This window comes from Streptomyces sp. NPDC103540 (genome assembly GCF_055584445.1).
Genome location: NZ_JBVJMA010000002.1, coordinates 117,307 through 134,302, shown reverse-complemented (window position 1 = coordinate 134,302; position 16,996 = coordinate 117,307). Strand labels below are relative to the sequence as shown.

General features: G+C 76.9%; 12 protein-coding genes. All 12 read right to left on the bottom strand.

Annotated elements, in window-relative coordinates; all coding sequences use genetic code 11:
* Nucleotides 1-80: 80 nt before the first annotated feature.
* The 12 genes from ACZ6ZI_RS05230 to ACZ6ZI_RS05175 all read right to left on the bottom strand — a co-directional run bounded on the left by ACZ6ZI_RS05230 (nucleotide 81) and on the right by ACZ6ZI_RS05175 (nucleotide 16,991).
* On the bottom strand, nucleotides 81-1,994 hold the full coding sequence (locus ACZ6ZI_RS05230) for a TOMM precursor leader peptide-binding protein (RefSeq protein WP_469516212.1): 1,914 nt from the start codon (nucleotides 1,992-1,994) through the stop codon (nucleotides 81-83).
* Nucleotides 1,991-3,949 (bottom strand): hypothetical protein, encoded by a 1,959-nt coding sequence (locus ACZ6ZI_RS05225; RefSeq protein WP_469516209.1) that lies wholly within the window; start codon nucleotides 3,947-3,949, stop codon nucleotides 1,991-1,993. The genes ACZ6ZI_RS05230 and ACZ6ZI_RS05225 overlap by 4 nt, the downstream gene beginning before the upstream one ends.
* Nucleotides 3,946-6,651 (bottom strand): lantibiotic dehydratase, encoded by a 2,706-nt coding sequence (locus ACZ6ZI_RS05220; RefSeq protein WP_469516205.1) that lies wholly within the window; start codon nucleotides 6,649-6,651, stop codon nucleotides 3,946-3,948. The genes ACZ6ZI_RS05225 and ACZ6ZI_RS05220 overlap by 4 nt, the downstream gene beginning before the upstream one ends.
* 131 nt (nucleotides 6,652-6,782) lie before the next feature.
* On the bottom strand, nucleotides 6,783-6,977 hold the full coding sequence (locus ACZ6ZI_RS05215; protein ID WP_469516203.1) for a thiopeptide-type bacteriocin: 195 nt from the start codon (nucleotides 6,975-6,977) through the stop codon (nucleotides 6,783-6,785).
* A gap of 314 nt (nucleotides 6,978-7,291) precedes the next feature.
* Nucleotides 7,292-7,894 carry an isochorismatase family protein gene (locus ACZ6ZI_RS05210; protein WP_469516200.1) on the bottom strand — a complete coding sequence of 201 codons (603 nt, stop codon included), beginning with the start codon at nucleotides 7,892-7,894 and terminating at the stop codon, nucleotides 7,292-7,294.
* A gap of 87 nt (nucleotides 7,895-7,981) precedes the next feature.
* Nucleotides 7,982-8,965 (bottom strand): GlxA family transcriptional regulator, encoded by a 984-nt coding sequence (locus ACZ6ZI_RS05205; RefSeq protein WP_469516196.1) that lies wholly within the window; start codon nucleotides 8,963-8,965, stop codon nucleotides 7,982-7,984.
* A 119-nt stretch (nucleotides 8,966-9,084) separates the two neighbouring features.
* Nucleotides 9,085-9,498 carry a rodlin gene (locus ACZ6ZI_RS05200; RefSeq protein ID WP_469516193.1) on the bottom strand — a complete coding sequence of 138 codons (414 nt, stop codon included), beginning with the start codon at nucleotides 9,496-9,498 and terminating at the stop codon, nucleotides 9,085-9,087.
* 156 nt (nucleotides 9,499-9,654) lie between these two features.
* Nucleotides 9,655-10,524, bottom strand: coding sequence for a polysaccharide deacetylase family protein (locus ACZ6ZI_RS05195; protein ID WP_469516190.1), 870 nt, complete (start codon nucleotides 10,522-10,524; stop codon nucleotides 9,655-9,657).
* A 112-nt stretch (nucleotides 10,525-10,636) separates the two neighbouring features.
* A complete protein-coding gene (locus ACZ6ZI_RS05190) occupies nucleotides 10,637-10,777 on the bottom strand; it encodes a hypothetical protein (RefSeq protein ID WP_469516187.1) in 141 nt (46 codons plus the stop codon).
* 33 nt (nucleotides 10,778-10,810) lie between these two features.
* On the bottom strand, nucleotides 10,811-13,309 hold the full coding sequence (locus ACZ6ZI_RS05185; RefSeq protein ID WP_469516184.1) for a hypothetical protein: 2,499 nt from the start codon (nucleotides 13,307-13,309) through the stop codon (nucleotides 10,811-10,813).
* Nucleotides 13,306-14,502 carry a VWA domain-containing protein gene (locus ACZ6ZI_RS05180; RefSeq protein ID WP_469516181.1) on the bottom strand — a complete coding sequence of 399 codons (1,197 nt, stop codon included), beginning with the start codon at nucleotides 14,500-14,502 and terminating at the stop codon, nucleotides 13,306-13,308. Before ACZ6ZI_RS05180 ends, ACZ6ZI_RS05185 begins: the two co-directional genes overlap by 4 nt.
* Nucleotides 14,499-16,991, bottom strand: coding sequence for a DUF5682 family protein (locus ACZ6ZI_RS05175; protein WP_469516178.1), 2,493 nt, complete (start codon nucleotides 16,989-16,991; stop codon nucleotides 14,499-14,501). Before ACZ6ZI_RS05175 ends, ACZ6ZI_RS05180 begins: the two co-directional genes overlap by 4 nt.
* Nucleotides 16,992-16,996 lie beyond the last annotated feature (5 nt).

Here is a 16,996-nt window from a genome sequence, read left to right as displayed (position 1 = left end):
AACCGGCCGGCGGGGGGACGGGACGGGGCCTTGCCGGGCCGGCCGGGCCGTCCGACCGCACGGCTCCCGGGCCGGGCCGCTCAGGGGAACGGGTGCGGGTGCGGCACCAGTTCCTCGTGCCGCAACGGTCGCGGGGCGCGCCCCAGGCGGTAGGGGACCTCCAGCAGCCGGGGCAGCCCCAGGGTGCGCCGGTTGACGTGCCCGAACGTCATCGGCAACGCCCCCGGCACGATCGCCTTGGCCCCGTACAGACCGAGCCGCTCCCGCACCCCCGCCTCGTCCTGGCCGACGACCAGCACCTCCAGATCGGCCTCCGCGAGCCGGCGTACCGTCGCCGACAGCAGCGACGACAGGTCCGTCACCGGTTCCGGCGCCCCCGGCCAGACCTCGCGCCAGGGCCTCGCCCGGCCGCCGCCGTCCAGGACGTCCACGCGCGGGCGGGCCTCCGCGAGACCGTAGAGCGCGGTGTGGTCGGACAACGAGGCGACCAGCTCGGGCCGTTCCAGCATCCGCCGCAACCGGCGCGGGTCGTGCTCCTCGGGCTCCGCCCGCAACCGCTGGGCGGCGTTGAACACGTTCGTGACCGCCTCCACCACGGCGGAGCGGATCGCCGCGCGCGGGTCGTGGTGCGCCCCCGCGGCCAGGAACACCTGGGGGGCCGCCGAGCCGACGTCCTCGTGCCGGACGAGCGCGACGACCGCCGGGACGCCGAAGTCGTTCGTCGCGTCCAGCAGGGTCAGGGCGTAGCCGGCCGTCTCCGCCCGGTCGACGAGGTGCAGCACCTCCGGGTCCTCGTCCGGCAGGGCGATCCGGCCCAGCGGGGTCCGCGCGTACCAGGCCATCAGGAACGCGTCGCGCTCCGCCACCTCGAACAGGCCGTACAGCGCCGCCTCCTCGGGGCTGTTGCCCAGACCGCAGCCGCTGGAGCTCTCGTACACCACGCGGGGCCGCCCGGGCGCGGGATCCCAGTACGCCACGTGCTCGGGCACGGCCAGGGGCCGGTCGTGCGTCAGCGACCACGCGTGCACCCAGTCCAGCTCCAGGTCCGGGGTGTAGGGCACCGTCGCCGAGCCCGGATGGCCGTGGTGGGCGGGATCGGGCAACCCCAGGCGCGCCGGATCCACCGCACGCTCCGGCCCCAACGCGGCGTAGGAGGAGCGCAGTACGGTCCGTCGTCCGTGCGGGCTCATCCCGGTGAGCCGCTCGACCGCCTCGAACAGGGCCACGCGCTCACTGCCCTCGTAGTCGAGCGCCCGCCCGTACCCGCCGTCGCGCTGGGCCCGTCCCAGGGTCACGTACGCGCTCGTCAGGCTGTGCACCGAGTCCTCGGTGCGCGTCACGCGGTGGACCGGCCCGAACCGTTCGTCGTACAGCTCCGCCCGCAGGGCGGCCGTCCCCGTACGGTCGTTGGGGCCGCGCAGCACCGACGGGTCCGGGAGCGGCCGCGACCCGGGACGCGACCAGCCGGCCCCGGCCCCGACCGCGTCCTCGGGGAGCGGGGCGCACACCCCGCAGCCGCCGACGGGACGGACGGTGTGGGTCGACCAGGTGCCCCGGCCGCTGTGCACGACCACCACGGTCGCACCGGACCCGGGCGCCGGGGCGGGCTCGGCCGCCAGCGCCGAGGCCAGCGCCGCGACGCCGTCCGCCAGCGCGGGGGAGGGGCCGCCCGTCAGCCGCATCCCGGGGCTGTCCCAGGGGACGCGCCCGCCGATGGTGGCGAGCCGCCGGTACTCGGTACAGGAGACGCAGGCCCGCGCACCGGGCCGCAGTACGGGGCCGACCACGGCGACCGCGCCGTCGTGACGCACCGGCACCAGGGTCACGGGGTGGTCGAGCGCGTGCCGCGACAGCGCGGCGGCGTCCGCCGGCGTCCAGTCGTCCAGCACCACGACGGCCCGCCCGGAGACGGTGGTCAGCGCCGTGCGGAGGTCGAGCACGTCGAGCACGTCGAGTGCGTCGGCGCGGTGGCGGTCGGTCGGGGAGCCGGTCATCGCGCCGTCCTCGGGGTCTCGACGTCTTCGTGCGGCGCGCTCGTCGCGAGGACGGTGAACCCGCAGCGGGCCAGCGCGGTCAGGAGGGTCGTCGGGGCGGCCGGCCCGGCGACGGTCGCGGGCGCGACGCGCAGGCCGGTCAGGGCCAGGAGCGCGGCGCGCAGCCCCGGTTCGCGCGCGGCGACCGCGGCCCACCAGCCCTGCGCCCACCGTTCGTCCTCCCACGGCGCCGGTGGCACCCCGGCCACGGCGAGCTCGCAGGTCTCGCCACCGGGGGAGGCGGTGTGACGGTTCGCCGACGCCCCTTCCCCGGCCTGCCCGCCGTCCGCCGTTCCGTCCGCTGCTCCGTCCGCCGCTCCGTCCGTCGCGCCGGCCTGTACGCGGACCAGCGCGGCCAGCGCCGCGAAGGCGACGGCGTCGCCGGCCGTGGCCTCCACCGCCCGCCCCAGCAACAGCCGTTCTCCCGTACCCGACTCCGCGTGCACGTCGGCCCGGTGCGCGGCGCCTGCCGCGTCGAGCCGGACCACCCGCAGCCCGGCCCGTACGCCCAGGCGCCGGGTCAGCACGCTCCACCAGTGGCGGGCCTGCGCGTGCCCGGCGGTGTACGGGTCGAAGGGCACGGCGGGGCCGTGCGGCCCGGGCGGCTTCCGCGCCGCACGGCGCAGCGCCCGGCCGAGCGCGTGACCGGGCCCCGCCCCCACGACCACCCCGGGCACCGCACCCGCCAGGCGAAGCTCCGCCACGTGGCACAGGGCGTCCAGCCGCGCGAGGTCGGCGCGGGCGCCGCCCGCCGTCAGTCGGCCGCCGTCCGGCAGCGCGCCGGCGACCAGCGCCACCGGCAGCTGCGGCAACGCCCCCGGCAGGGCGGGTTCCAGCACGCCGAGGCGTTCGTCGGTCAGCGCGGTCACCCCCGCCAGGGCGTCGGCCAGGGTGGCGGGCGGCCGGGCCGGGGCGGCGGATCCGGGGGGTCCCGCGAGCCAGGGGTGGTAGTCCGACCGGAGCGGGTCCACGGAGGCGACGAGGGCCGAGGGCAGGCGGAGCCGGGGCTCGGAGTCCTCGCCCTCGATCCCCGGGTCGGGCAGCCCCGCCAGGGCGCACAACAGCCGTTGGACGGCGCTGCCCGCGACGAGCGCGCGCGACGCCTCGCCGCCGAAGCCGAGGTCCTCCCCGGCGGCGCCCGCCGTCCGGGCCGCGAGCGCGGCCCCGTCCGCCTCGGCCCCGGCGCGGGTGCCGACCGGGGTGACGAAGCCGCCGGAGGGGTGGACGCCCGCCGCTACCGCGAGTTCCGTGCCGTCGGCCCGGCGGGCCCGCAGCGCCACCCGGCCCCCGAACCCGATCCCGATCCCGATCCCGTCCCCGATCCCGTCCCCGCTCGCGGATCCGCTCGGCTCCTCGGCCGGCGCCTCGAAGGCCGCGACCCCGGCGCGCTCCAGGGCGCTCAGCACCGCCGCCGCCAGGGCGCCGTCGTCGGCCCCGCCCGAGGCCACCTCCACCCGTACGGAGCGCAGCGCGGCGGCGGCCTCGGCGGGACGGTCGGCGAACCGCGACAGCCAGTCGCCGAGCGGGCCGCTCCCGGCGGGCGGGGACGCGGCCGGGGCCAGCAGGCGGTTGCCGTGCAACTGCCCGATCAGCGTGCACAGGGCGCCCCGCAGTGGTGTCCCGGGCGCGACCCGGTCGGCCAGGGCCCGGGGCCCGTCCTCGGTCAGGAGGGCGTCCGCGACCATCCGCCACAGCGCGGGGAGCGCCGGGCTCCCCTCCAGCGTGACGCTGCCGCTCCACCCGCGCAGGTGCAGACCGTCCGTGAGGGGGCTGACGCCCACTCCGGGCCGCAGCCGCCGGCGCGCCAGATCGTCGAGAGCGTCGGGGGCGTCGGGGGCGGGGGCGGGGGCGACCGGGTCGTCGGGGGCCCGCCGCGGCGGCGCGGTGTCCGGGCCGTGCGTGCGTACGTCGCTCACGATCCGCTCCCCGCCCGGTAGGTCTCCACCACGAGTTCCACGGCGCGCGCGGGCCGGGCCCGCCCGCCCGGCGCCGGCAGCGCCTCCTCCAGCACCACGCCCTCGGGATGCCGGGAGAGCCAGCGGTCCAGGCACCGCAGGTGCAGGGCGCTTCCCAGGTCCACGAACTGCGGCTTGGGCACCGTCGTGGAGTCCGGCGCCCGTCCGTCGGGCCCGACCCCCTCGGCGGGAGGAGCGGGCACCGGATGCAGGAACAGCTGGTCGGGCACCCCGAGCAGGGAGCGCCAGCGGGCCGCGGCCTCGAAGGGCACCTCGCCGTCGGCGGTCAGCGCGGCGCGCAGCTCGGAGACCGTGCCGGCGGCCAGCTTCCAGCGGCGCCGGCGCAGCACGACGTGCCGGTGCCGCAGCCGGGGCGTACGCACCAACTCGCCGCCGGGGACCTGGCTGACATGCTGGGGGACCAGCGAGGCGAAGGACACGACGCCCTCCGGATGGTCGTGGATCAGGGGGGCGCTGCGCGTGGTCAGCCGGTCCGGGACGAGCAGGCCCGGGTAGAAGACGTCCAGCGGCTCGCCGCCCTCCCGCAGGCGCAGGCGTACCTCGTCGCTCGCCACGTCGTGGAAGAGCTCCACGTCGGACTCGGAGATCGGCCCGCGCCCCGCCGGCTCGGCACCGCCGGGTCCGACCTCGTCCGAGGTGATCTCGTCCGGCAGGAACAGCGGCTGGAGGTTGGCGTTGAACCCGCGGACGAGGCGGAACTGCGCGGGCCGGGAGCCGCGCCCGCGGCCGGACCCCACCTCCCGCGCGACCTCCTCCCCGACGGCTCCGGCGGCGCGGGGGTCGAGCTGGTCGAGGAACCGGCTGCCGATCCGCCCCCAGCCGCCGTAGAGGTGATTGAGGGCCAACAGACCGCGCCTTCCGTCGCGTTGCAGGAAGTGCGCGTACGACAACGGGCGGTTCGCCGTCCAGCCGGGCAGCCTGCGGGCCACGTCCGTGACCAGCCAGGAGGGCAGCACCACATCGGCGTCCGGATCCTCCCGGGCCCCTGCCCGCTCGTGCGCGTCGCGTACGAACTCCTGCCGCAGGAGCGCCAGTTCGGCAGCCCTCGTCGGCAGCGCGGCCAGGTCGAGCTCCTCGCCCGGGGCTCGCTCCGTCGTGCGTATGGTGTCCTCGCGCGCGGCGACGGTCTCCTTCGCGAAGTCCCAGATCGGGTGGCACACACCCCCGACCCCGTGACGGGCCACGAACCGGTCGCGCACGGCGCGCCGCAGGACGTGCCCCAGGTCGAACAACTCCGCCAGCGCGCCCACCTCGTGCAACGCCTCGTGGTCGGCGTCGGTGAGCAGGCCCTCCGTGTCCACCGGCTCGCGGGCCGCCACGTCCTCCGACAGCACGATCGGCGCCGGCTCGCCCTCGGGCAGCGGCCGGCCCGCCGCCCCGAGCAGGGCCTTCCAGAGTTCGCGCAGCAGGGGCAGCAGGGTCGTGCGCCCGCCCGGATCGGCGGCGCCGAACTTCGCCGTCGCGTCGGCCACCTCGTCGATCAGACCGGCCAGCGCCCGGTCCTCCTCCGCGCCGAGGGAGCGCAGCCAGCCGGCCAGCGCCGCCAGCGGTTCGGGATCCTGCGGTCCGACCGGCGGTACGGGCACCAGCAGTCCGGTGTCCACGAGCCGTTCCACGTACGCGGACGCCGCGGCCAGATCCTCGGGCCGGGCCAGGGCGGCCGCCAGCCGCGCCGGGGTGACCGGTGTGCGGCACAGCTCGGCCACGCGCTCCAGCGGCGCGCTCGCCGCCACCTCGACCTCGTCCTCGTCGGCGAGGACGACGCGGCCGGTGGCGGAGACCAGGCGCGTACGGGCGAACACGGCGCGGCCGTCGACCGTACGGGCGGCGCTCGTCAGGCGGTGGGGGAGCAGGGCCCGTCGGCGCGGATCCGACGTCAGGGCGTCGCACAGGGCGGTGACCAGCGTGCGGTTGGCGCGGACGGAGTTGTGGGTCGTGCCCAGCAGGTTCCCCTCCCCCCACTCCGCCACCACCGTCTCGCGGGCGCCCGGGCGGACGGTCAGGGGACCCCACCCGACGGCGGTGAACCAGGACAGCGGGCTGGTGCGGGTGGCGGCGCGCACCGCGTGCCGCAGGACCCCGGGTTCCTCCTTGCGGGCCCGGCGCGCGCGGCCGTCCGGCCCGACCCCGGCTCCGCCGGCGGCGCGTTCGACGGCGGCCAGCAGGTCGGCGCTGGTGTAGGAGGCGGCGAGCGCGAAGGCGGGCTCGCGGCACTGCACGGCGAGGGCCTCCCGGTCCGCGGCGAGGGCGCCGGGCGCCGACTCGGCGACCCAGGCGCGGACCGAGTCCAGCCTCTCGCGCAGCAGGAGCCACTCCCGCAACGGCGGCACCCGTTCGGGCAGGTCGCCGAGCCGGTCCAGGAGCGCGGGGCGGGGCTCGCGCGCGTTGTGCACGGCGCGACGCAGGGGGAGGACGACGTCCCGGTGGAAGGTGTCGGCGTGGCCGCCCCGGCTCTCGTAGAGGGCGTCGGCGAGTCGCGGGCGGAGGTCCGCCAGCGCCGCCTCCAGCTCCGTCAGACGCTCCAGCCCGGCGCGGAAGACGGCGGCGTCGGGGGACTGCGCGGGGTGGCTGAGCACCGTCGCGCGTACCAGCGCGTACGGGGCCGTGCGTACGGCGGGAGCGGCGGGCACGGGGGGCGTCATGGCGTCCGGTCCTTTCCGGCTCGAACTCCGTCGGGGGAGGGGCGGGGTCGGGCGCGAGGGGGAGGAGGGGGGACACGGCCCGTCGCGACACCCCTCGGCGGGGCGCCGCGACGGGCCGCGACGGCGGCGGCTCAGACCACGCCGGGCGCGTGCTGCGGCATCTGGCTGCAGGTCCACTGGCAGGCCGTGGGGAAGCCGCAGCCCGAGGTGGAGGTGTTGGCCGCGAAGGAGGAGACGCCGGAGGTGTCACGCATCGTGGTGACCGTGATGCCGCCGAGGTCCAGGTCGTGGGCGTCGAAGGTGGTGCCCACGTCGATGTCTGCCATGAGAACTCCCAAGGTGGTGGGACGACTTGTGATGGCTTGCTGCCGTGGTACGGAACAGCGCGCCGAACGTAGCCCGGGGGGAGTGCGGAGCACAGCGGACGGTTCTGGACAATCCGGTGTAACTCCATCTGAACTCAAGGAAATTGACCGAATGGAGGCGTGACAAGACCGGGCGGGAGAGAACTCCGGTGGCGCCGCCTTCCGCGTCCACCGGAACTCTTGTCCCGCCCGGTCCCCGGCCGTCCGGCCCGGCCGCCCCGACCCGCCGCCACCCCCGTGTCCGGCGGGGCGGGACGGCCGGGCCCGCGGCCGGCCTAGGAGACGAGCTCCTCGACGGTGCGCGCGACGGGGCCGAAGAGGTCGCCGATGGTCGTCAGCGCCGCAGTCTGGAGGGTGGCGGCCGGTACGGCGGACCCGTCCGGGGCGGGGAGCGACCGGGTGGCGGTGGCCTCGGCGACCACGGTGGGGCGGTAGCCGAGGTTGAAGGCGCCCTGGGCGGTGAAGGTGACGCACATGTGGGTCATGAACCCGGCCAGGACGAGGTCGGGGCCCGCGCCCAACTCCCGCAGGACCTTCTCCAGGTCCGTGTCGTGGAAGGCGTTGGGGACCTGCTTGACGACGACGGTCTCCCCCTCGACGGGAGCCACTTCGGCACTGATGGCGCCCGTCTCGGCCCGGATGTCGTACGGGGTGCCCACGCCGCCGTCGTTGACGACGTGGACGACCGGCCTGCCCGCCGCCCGGGCCGCGGCCAGCAGCCGGGCCCCTGCCGCGAGGGCCTCCTCGGCTCCTTCGAGGGCCATGACGCCCGTCCGGTAGGTGTTCTGGAAGTCGATCAGTATCAGGGTGCTGTCGGCGAGCCGGGGCGGCGTGTCGTCGAGGCCGACCACGTCGCGCAGGGTCTTGGAAATGGGCATGACAATATCCTTGCTGTTGCTGTTGCTGTTGCTGTTGCTGTTGCTGTTGCTGTTGCGGGGCCGGGGCCGGGGCGCCGGAGAACCCGATCAGCCGGTGGTGCGAAAACGCCTGCGGTAGGCCGCCGGGGCGGTCCCGATCCGCTTGCGCAGCGCCCGGTGGAGGGTCTCCACCGAGCCGAGCCCGCAGGCCCCGGCCACCTCGTCCAGCGGCTGGTCGGTGCTCTCCAGCAGGCGGCGGGCCGCCTCCACCCGCGCCGTCTCGACGTAGGCGGCCGGCGTGGTCCCCGTCTCCGCGCGGAAGACCCGGGCGAAGTGGCGTTCGCTCAGGCACATCCGCGCCGCGAGGGCCGCCGCGGACAGGTCGCCGTCGAGGTGGTCCGCGATGAACATGCGGAGTTCGTCGATGTCCCGGCGGGCCGCCGGAGGGCGGGACAGCGGGACCGAGAACTGGCTCTGGCCACCCTGGCGCTTCAGGTACATGACCAACTGTCGGGCCACGGCGAGGGCCGTCTCCTCGCCCAGGTCCTCCGCCACCAGAGCCAGCGCGAGGTCCATGCAGGCGCTGATGCCCGCCCCCGTCCACACGTTCCCGGACCGGACGAAGATCGGATCCGGGTCCACCGTCACCTCGGGGTGGTCGGCCGCCAGCTGCGCCGCGGTCGACCAGTGCGTGGTGGCCGTCCTGCCGTCCAGCAGACCGGCCGCCGCCAGCAGGTGCGCGCCCACGCACACCGACGCCACCCGCCGGGCCAGGGGGGCGGCCGTCCTCAGCCACTCCACCACCTCCCGGTCGATGCGGGCCACGGGCCCGTCCGGGTGCGGGTCCACCGCACCGGGCACCAGGAGGGTGTCCAGTACGCCGTCCACCTCCGCGAACGAGAGGTCGGTCAGCAGGCGCACCCCCGCCGAGGTGGTGACCACGCCGGACGTCGGCCCCGCGAGCTCCACCCGGTACCCGGCCCGCCCGTCCGTCTCCCGGTTGGCCAGGGCGAACACCTCGGCGGGACCGGTGACGTCGAGGAGGTCGACATCGGGGAAGACCGCGATGACGACGCGGCGGTTCGTGGACATGCGTCCATGGTCACGTGCGCCGCACGCGACCGCAATGACGCCGTTCTGTCACATCCGGACATGGCGAAGGCCCGCCGCGGGTGTTCGTGCGGACACCCGCGACGGGCCTCACCGTCGGGTCAGCTGTTGGCCGAGACGTTGCCGGAGAGGACCGGGATGTTGCTGAGGAGGTGCGAGAGCGGCTCGTCGCCCTTGGCCTGGGTGGAGTTCTCGGCGCACTGCTGGTTCTGCGGGTTGGCGAGGACGTTGACGTCCTGGACGCCGACGTTGGCGAGGACCGCGACCAGCGACTGGGCGTTGACCTTGACCGGCAGGCCGATGCAGGGCTTGTTCAGGGTGCCCTGGACCGCGCCGAGCTGCGGGCTCTGGTCGCCGTGGGTCTTCTGGTTGCCGTACGCCTGGACGGCGCCGTTGCCGTTGACGGTGTTGATCCCGTTGTCGTTGCCGATGGCCATGGCCGGGGCGGCTACGGCAGCGCCGGCGCCGATCGTGGCGGCGGTGGCTGCGGCGGTGACCATCATCTTCTTCAGCATGTGCGGATATTCCTTCGCTGGAACGTTAACGGGCCCCCGGCAGGGGCGTTCGTCTCCGTAACGGGCGAGGGGCGCGGGGCGTGACGGTACGTCACCCGATCGCGCAACGGCCGTTGCCGCCGGACCGACAACCCGCAAACCCGACCGTGTGACCGGTCACCGCCCGGTGCGCTCCGGGAAGGTGAAGGTGTAGCCACGCTCCTTGAGCCACGGCAGGTACTCCTTGAGCGCGGCCACCGTCTCGCTGCGGTCGCCGCCGCCGTCGTGGAAGAGGACCGTCGGCTGCCGGGGCAGGTCGGCCTCGACGGCCGACACGATGGCCTCCAGGCCCGGCCGGCTCCAGTCCTTCGGGTCCACGCTCCAGCCCAGCGGTCGCATGCCCGCCTCGGCCGCCACGGCACGGCTCTCGGGTGTGAAGGCGCCGCCCGGCGCCCGGTAGTAGTCGACGGACACCCCCGGCACGGCCTTCTGGATCATGGCCTTGCCGTCGAGGATCTGTTGGCGCTGGTAGGCCACGGGCTTGTGGTCCATCGTGACGTCGTGGTCGACGGAGTGGTCGCACAGCTTGTGGCCGTCGGCGGAGACCGCCCGCACCAGGTCCGGATGGGCCTGCGCGCGGGTGCCGACCATGCAGAACGTGGCCTTGACGTGGTTCTCGCGCAGGACGTCCAGCACCTGCGGGGTCCACCGGGGGTCGGGACCGTCGTCGATGGTGATCGCGATGTCCTTGCCCGTTCCCTGGGCGAGCCGGGTGATGTCGAGCGGGACCGACGCCGCGGCGGGCGCCGCGCCGGCCTCCCGGGCCGCCCGGGGAGCCGCGGCGGGCGCACCGGCCCGCTCGGACCCCGCGGCGGTCCGGTCCGCCGCCCGGTCGGGTGCCTGGTCGGCGGAGCCGCCCGGCGCGGCCGACGCCGGGGCGCCGGTCGCGGCCAGCAGGCCGAGGAGGGCGGCCGTCGTGGCCGCGACGGTGGAACCGAGTCGACGCCGACGGACGGAACCGACGGAACTGTTGGTGCTGCTGCCCATGGAGGCGATCTTCCTTCGCGTTCGGTCCCCCCGATGCGCGGTGCCGATCCAGGCTAGGAAGCCCCCGAGGGCTCCCTCTTCCTCCGATCGGCCATTTTCGTCCGACCGCCGGTCAGCGGCCGGTGAGTCCACCGGCGCCCCTGCCCTGGGCGCGTCGGAGGACCTCCTGGGCGCCGAGGTCGACGGCGAAGTCGACCGGGCCCGGGGTGCCGCTTCCGGAGCCGGAGGGCGCAGTGGGGGCGTGAGGGGTCACGCAATCGAAGTTAGGTAACCCTTTCTTCGCAGGTCAAGGGAGGGTGGGAAGTGTCACAGGCCCCGGGCCGTGCAGGTCCGAGGCCGTCAGCAGGAACAGGTGGGCCCGCGTCCAGGACTCCACGGCGGCCCCGTCGCCGTGCCCTGACAGGGCGGCCGGCACGGCGCGCACCAGAGCGGCCGCCGCCGACAGGCCGGTGCGCTCCAGGGCGGTCGCGGCCCGGTCGAGCCGGTCCGGGCCCGCCCGGTCCGGCCGGCGCAGGCCCCGGTGCGCGGTGTCGGCCAGGGCGGCGAGGGCCTCGCCCAGCGCGGCGGAGATCGGGTCCGGATCGGGGCGCGGCGCCGCCGGCGGCGGTGCGGCCGACGTCCCGGCGGGCGCCAGGTCGGGGACCGACACCGTCGCCCCGTGGAGCACCGCGAGCGGCTCGACCAGCAGCGCGGCGCTCCCGCCCGGCCCGGAGCCGGCGGCCGGCCGGACGAAGCCGCTCACGTGGACGGGGCCGTCCCCGGCCGCCGCGAGCGCGCCCGCCAGGGCGTCGAGCCCGCCGGGCGCGTACGGGTTGTACGGCGCCGCCAGGACGGCCCGCCGGCCCGCCGCGTCGCGCAGCACGGCCTCCAGGCGCTGCTCGGCCGGGTCGTAGCCGAGTTGCTCCACGGAGTGCGCGACCAGGACGCGCAGGTCGTCGGCGGCCACCCGGGGCCGTACCGGCCGGGGCGGCCGGGTCCGCATCCGGTCCGCCTCGGCGGCGAAATCCCGTACGAGCAGGGGCTCGGGCAGGCCGGCCCAGGACGCCCCGAGCGGGGTGACGCCCGTACCGCCGACCCGCGACGTACCGAACGTCACGGTGTGCCCGGGGGTACGGGAGGCGGTCTCGCTGACCACGTTCCCGGCGGCCAGCGCCCCGAGGGTGGCCCCGGCGACGCGCCGACCCGCGAGCTCCGGGCCGGTCAGGGCGGTCCCCTCGCCCCGCGCCGGGTCGGGAGCGAGTTCCCACCGACGGTGCAGTACCAGCGTGGTGCCGGCGGCGGCGTGCGCGAAGTACACCCGCGCCGTACGGGAGAGCTCGTCCCCCGTGATCCGGCAGCCGAGCGCGGTCAGCCGCACCCGGCGCAGCGGGGTCGTGCCCGGTTCGCCCGTGCCGTGCCGGTCGGCGCGCTGCCGCGCGGCCACCTCGGCGAGGAGTTCCGCGAACCGTTCGGGCCGGTGTCCGGCGCCGCGCGAGGAGTGCTCGGCGAGCTGTTCGGCGAGGTCGGCGACGGCGTCGGCGGTCCAGTGCAGCCCGTGGCCGACCAGGTCGCGGTGGACCCGGCGCAGGCCCGCCACGACGACCGGGCCGGCGTGCGCCGCCCCGTCCAGCAGGAGGTCCGCGGCGAGGTCGGCGGCGGCCCGCGCCGTCTCGGCGGCGTCCCGGCGCGGCGCCTTCGGCCCGCCGGCCCGCACCTCGGCGGGCGGGTCCGCAGGGTCGGCGGCCAGCGCCGCCCGGAACGCCCACACGGCGAGGACCACGGCCTCGCCGCGGTGCTCGGGACGGGCGTCGGACAGGGCGTAGCCCAGCGCGCCCGGAACGGTGAACCGGACGGTGGCGGTCGCCAGCTCGGCCCGGGCCTCGGGCGCCCCGGCGCTCGGGTGGGTGAGCCGCGCCGCGTAGCCGCGAGCCAGGACGCGACGGGCCGCCGCGACGGCCCGCGCCCCCAGCGCGGCGGTCAGCTCCTCGTCGCCCACCTCACCGGGGGACCACACCGCGACCGTGGCCCCGCCCGGCACGTCGTCAGCCGTGGGGGCGCCGGCACCTGTGGGAACGGTGGCCTCGGCAGGGGCGGTGGCACCCGTGCGGGCGGTCGCACCTGCGGGAAAGCCGGCCTCGGCGGGGGCGGTGGCACCCGCCCGGCCGGTGGGGCCTGCGGGGACCGTGGCCTGGGCGGGGGCGGTGGCACCTGCGGGAACGGTGGCATCCCTGGGGGCGGTGGCACCTGTGCGGCCGGTGGCACTTCCGGGAACGGCCGGGTCCGTGGGGCCGGTGGCACCCGCGGTCACGGACCCCGGCGCGACCGCCTCGGGTGCCCGCGCGCCGGCGCGGCCGGGGGCGTCGACGCCCCCGAGGTCGGCCCCGGTCTCCCCCTCGCACCGCGCGTCCGGAGCGGCGGTCGGGTCGACGGGATCCGCGCCCCCCGCCCGCGCCGGGTCGTCGCCGGCGGTGGGTCGTGGGCCTTCGGCCCCGCTCCCCGCCCGGTAGGCGAGGACCAGGCCGAGCAGGTGGCGGCAGGTACCGATCGCGCCGCAGGCGCACCGGCCCAGGTCGAGGCCGGCGCCCGCCGGCAGTACGGTCTCGGTGCCGTCGGGATAGCGCCCCGTGAGGGTGCCGTCGGCCGCGAGGCGGACCTCGGCGCCGGCGCCCGAGGCGAGTTCCCGCGCGGCGCGTTTGACCAGGCCCCGGTTGGTGAGCGCGGCGAGCGTGTCCGGGGTGAGGGCCAGGAGGTCGGCGCGCCGGCCCGCGCCGCCGGAGCCCGTCGTGGACACCGCGCCCGGGGTCATCGGCCGATCCTTTCGGCGACGAAGGCGGCGAGCATGCCCGGGGTCATGGCCCCGACGTGCGCTCCGGCGTCGGCGATCTCCTGGGCGAGGTCCCGGTCGTAGGCGGGCGCCGCGTCCTCGTCGAGCGCGGCCAGCCCTAGCACGGTGCTGCCCTGCTCCACGAGCCGTCGTACGCCGCGCACCAGGCGGTGGCGGTCGCCGCCCTCGTAGAAATCGGTGATCAGGACGACGATGGCCCGCCGGGGGTTGTCGATCAGCCCGGCCCCGTAGTCGACGGCGCGGGCGATGTCGGTACCCCCGCCCAACTGCACCCGCATCAGCAGTTCCACCGGATCCGTGACGTCACAGGTGAGGTCGACCACCGCCGTGTCGAAGGCCACCAGGTGCGTGCGCAGTCCGGGCAGCCCCCACAGGGCGGCGGCGGTGACGGCGGAGTGGATGACCGAACCCGCCATGGAGCCCGACTGGTCGACGAGGAGGATCAGCTGCCACCGCTCCAGGTGGGGGCGGGTACGGGAGGAGAAGCGGGGCCGCTCGATCGACAACCTGCGGTGCTCGGGCTGGTAGTGGGCCAGGTTCGCGCGGACGGTGCCGTGGAAGTCGAAGTTCCTGGACTGGGGGACGAGGCTCGGCCGGCGCGAGCGGGTGCCGGTGAAGGAGCGACGGATCTCCGGGGTGAGCCGGGCCAGCAGCTCCTTCACCACGGCCTCGACGAGCCGGCGGGCCAGGCGCAGCACCCGGGGGTTCATCAGGTGCTTGGTGCGCAGGACGGCGCGCAGCAGCGCGGGACTGGGGCGTACGCGTTCGAGCACGGCCGGGTCGGTGACGATCTCGTGGATCCCGTACCGCTCCACGGCGTCCCGTTCGAGGCGTTCGACGCTCTCCCTCGGGAACAGCCGGTGGACGTCGTCGAGCCAGTCGACCGCCGTCACGGCCGAGGGCCCCTCGCCGGCCCGGCGCACGCCCCGCCGCTCCCGCTCGGGGTCACGGCCGTACAACCACTCCAGGGCGGAGTCACGGGCCCGGCCGGCGGCGTCGCAGGGGCCCGTGTGCCGTTCGGCGGGGGCGCCGAGGATGAGCCGCCAGCGCTCCAGCCCCGGATCGGGCAGGGGCTCGGTCACGCCGGCGGTCGACTCGACGGGCCCGGGCGCGGGCGCGGGTTCGCGGTCGGGGGTGGAGGCGTGCGCGGTCATCGGGTCGCTCCCGTTCCGTACGGCTTCGTGGTCACGCCCAGGCCGTGGCGGTCCAGGAGGCTTCGCACGTCCGCCTCCAGGTGCCGGGCCCGGGCGATGAGCAGTGGATCGGCCGAGGTCCGCAGCAGCCCCCGGGCGGAGCCGCGCAGCCCGCGGCGTTCGATGAGCCTGGCCGCGATCCGTTCGCGTTCGCGGGGCGGGAACCAGGCGAAGGCCTGGCGCAGGGCGGGGAGTCCGGCGAGGAACTCCTCCTCGGACTGTTCGGTGACCAGCGCGTCCAGTACGCCGAGCAGCGTGCCGGTCGGAGCGTCCCGCGCCTCGGGGCCGGCCGCTCCCGGCGCGGTCAGCTCCTCCCGGGCCACCGCGAACAGCCCGGCCAGCCAGTCGCCGAGGGCCGCGGTGCCGGCGACGGCGCGCACCGCGACGACGGGGTCACCGGCCGCTCGGACGCCGCCGCCCGCTTCCTCGGCGAGGACGCGGCACAGCCCGAAGGCGCCGCCGCGCAGGTCCGCGGGCGCGGCCGGGTCGGCGGCGATCCGGGCGCACACGGCCGTCACCGCGGCCCGGTCGAGGGACACCAGCGGCGCCGCGTGCAGCAGGGCGTCCCGGACGCCGGTCAGGGCGCGCAGCCGTCCCCGGTCCGGGCCGCCGGAGCCGTGCAACCCCTCCGCCAGCCACAGCACGCGCGTGACGGCCGCGTCCACGAAGGCGCCGAGCAGGGGGTCCCCGCCGACCCCGTACACCCGGTCGTGCCGCCACAACCCGAGGGCGGTGTGCAGGGCCGCCCCGAGCGGGCCGGGGTCGGCCGCCCGGTCCACGGCGGCCCTCAACTCCGCGAGGAGCGGACCGAGGAGGCCCGTCGCCCCGCAGGTGACGGCGTCGAAGAGGGTGGCGGCGAGGGCGTCGGGCGCGGGGCCGGCGTCCCCGATCCGCTCGGCGAGGGCGCGGGCGGCGGCGTCCTCCAGGGTCATGCCGTACCCGGCCGCCTCGACCAGCGCGGCCTGCCGGCCGGCGGCGTCGGCGTCGCCGCCGGGCCGTGGCTCCCAGCGCTCGACGGACTCCGGGTCGCCACCGTCCACCGGCCCCCGCGTCCGGTGCGGGCCGGGGACGCCGAGCACCCGCAGCCGGTGCAGGACACGGCTCGCGGCCAGGCCGCGGGGCTCGGTCAGGCGCAGCGTCACGGCCCGGTCCGCGTCCAGGCCGTGGGCCGCGAGCTGCTCGGCGACGTCGTGCGTGAGCGGCGGGAGGGGAGTGTCCGGGTGGAGCAGGCCGGTGCGCTCGCCGCAGCCGGCGGCCACCATCTCGACGAGGACCGGGTGGGTGCCCGGGCGCAGCGGTCCGCGCCGGGTCCAGGGCAGGGGTGCGTCGACGGCCTCGTCGAGGAGGGCGCCGGCGAGCCCGTCGAGCAGGTCCAGCCGGGCCGGGTGGCGGTGGCCGCGCAGGGCGGCCAGACCCTGCGCGCCGGCCCGGGCCGAGACCAGCGCGGCCGTGGAGACGTGCTGCCCCCGGGCGCGCAGCCGCCGCGTGACGTCCTCCACGAGCATCCGTCCGGCGGCGCGGGCGCCGTGGTCCCAGAGGTTCTGGTGGTAGCCCGGCGAGGGCATGCCGGACTGGTAGCCGGTGAAGGAGTCGAGGCGGTGGAACGAGTACGGGACGAGGTGACTGCCGGCGAGCGCCCCCGGTGCCGGTCGGGGTACCTCGGGAGGCTCCGACCCGGCGTCGTCCGACGCCGTGAGGGCGACGAGCGCCGGGCGGTGGAAGCCGCCCGTGACGACGAGCACGGGCCCGGCGCCCGGCTCCGCCAGGGTGGCGCGGACCCAGGACGCCATGTACTCCTCGCGCGCCCGGTCCGCGTCGTCGGCCTCGGTGTCGCCGCGCACCACGTCGAAGTACAGGGCCAGCCGATCGGCGAAGCCGCCGTCCGGGAACCCGGCGGACTCCGGGGACCCCGCGAACTCCGGGTGCCCCGGGGACGCCGGGGGATCGCGGAACTCCCCTTGCCCACCGGCCCCTTCCCCACCGGCCCCTTCCCCACCGGACCCCTCCGCTTCGAACATCCGGTCCCACAGGGCGTCCGGCGAGTCCACCCCGAACCGCTCGCACAGCCGGGCCGTGGCCCGTTCGTAGCGCACCTCGGCGTCCGCGTACCGGTTGGTGCGACCGGCCCAGGCGGGATGCCAGGCGGGCAGGTCGATGAAGCGGACCAGCGCGCCGGCCGCCCGCCCCTCGGTGAGCGCCACCCACTCGGGGGAGTAGGAGCAGAAGGGCGTCCACGTGGTGGAGAAGCCCTCCTCGTCGCGGTGGTGGCTGAACACGGCGATCGGCAGCCGGTGCCCGAGCAGCAGCTCGTCGAGCCGGTCGTTGAGGTCGACGGGTCCCTCCACCAGCACGTGGGTCGGACGCAGCGCGGCGATGGCGCGCGCGACCAGCCGGGCGCAGGCCGGCGAATGGTGGCGGACGCCGAGGAAGTGGGCGACCGGGGTGCTCACCGCCC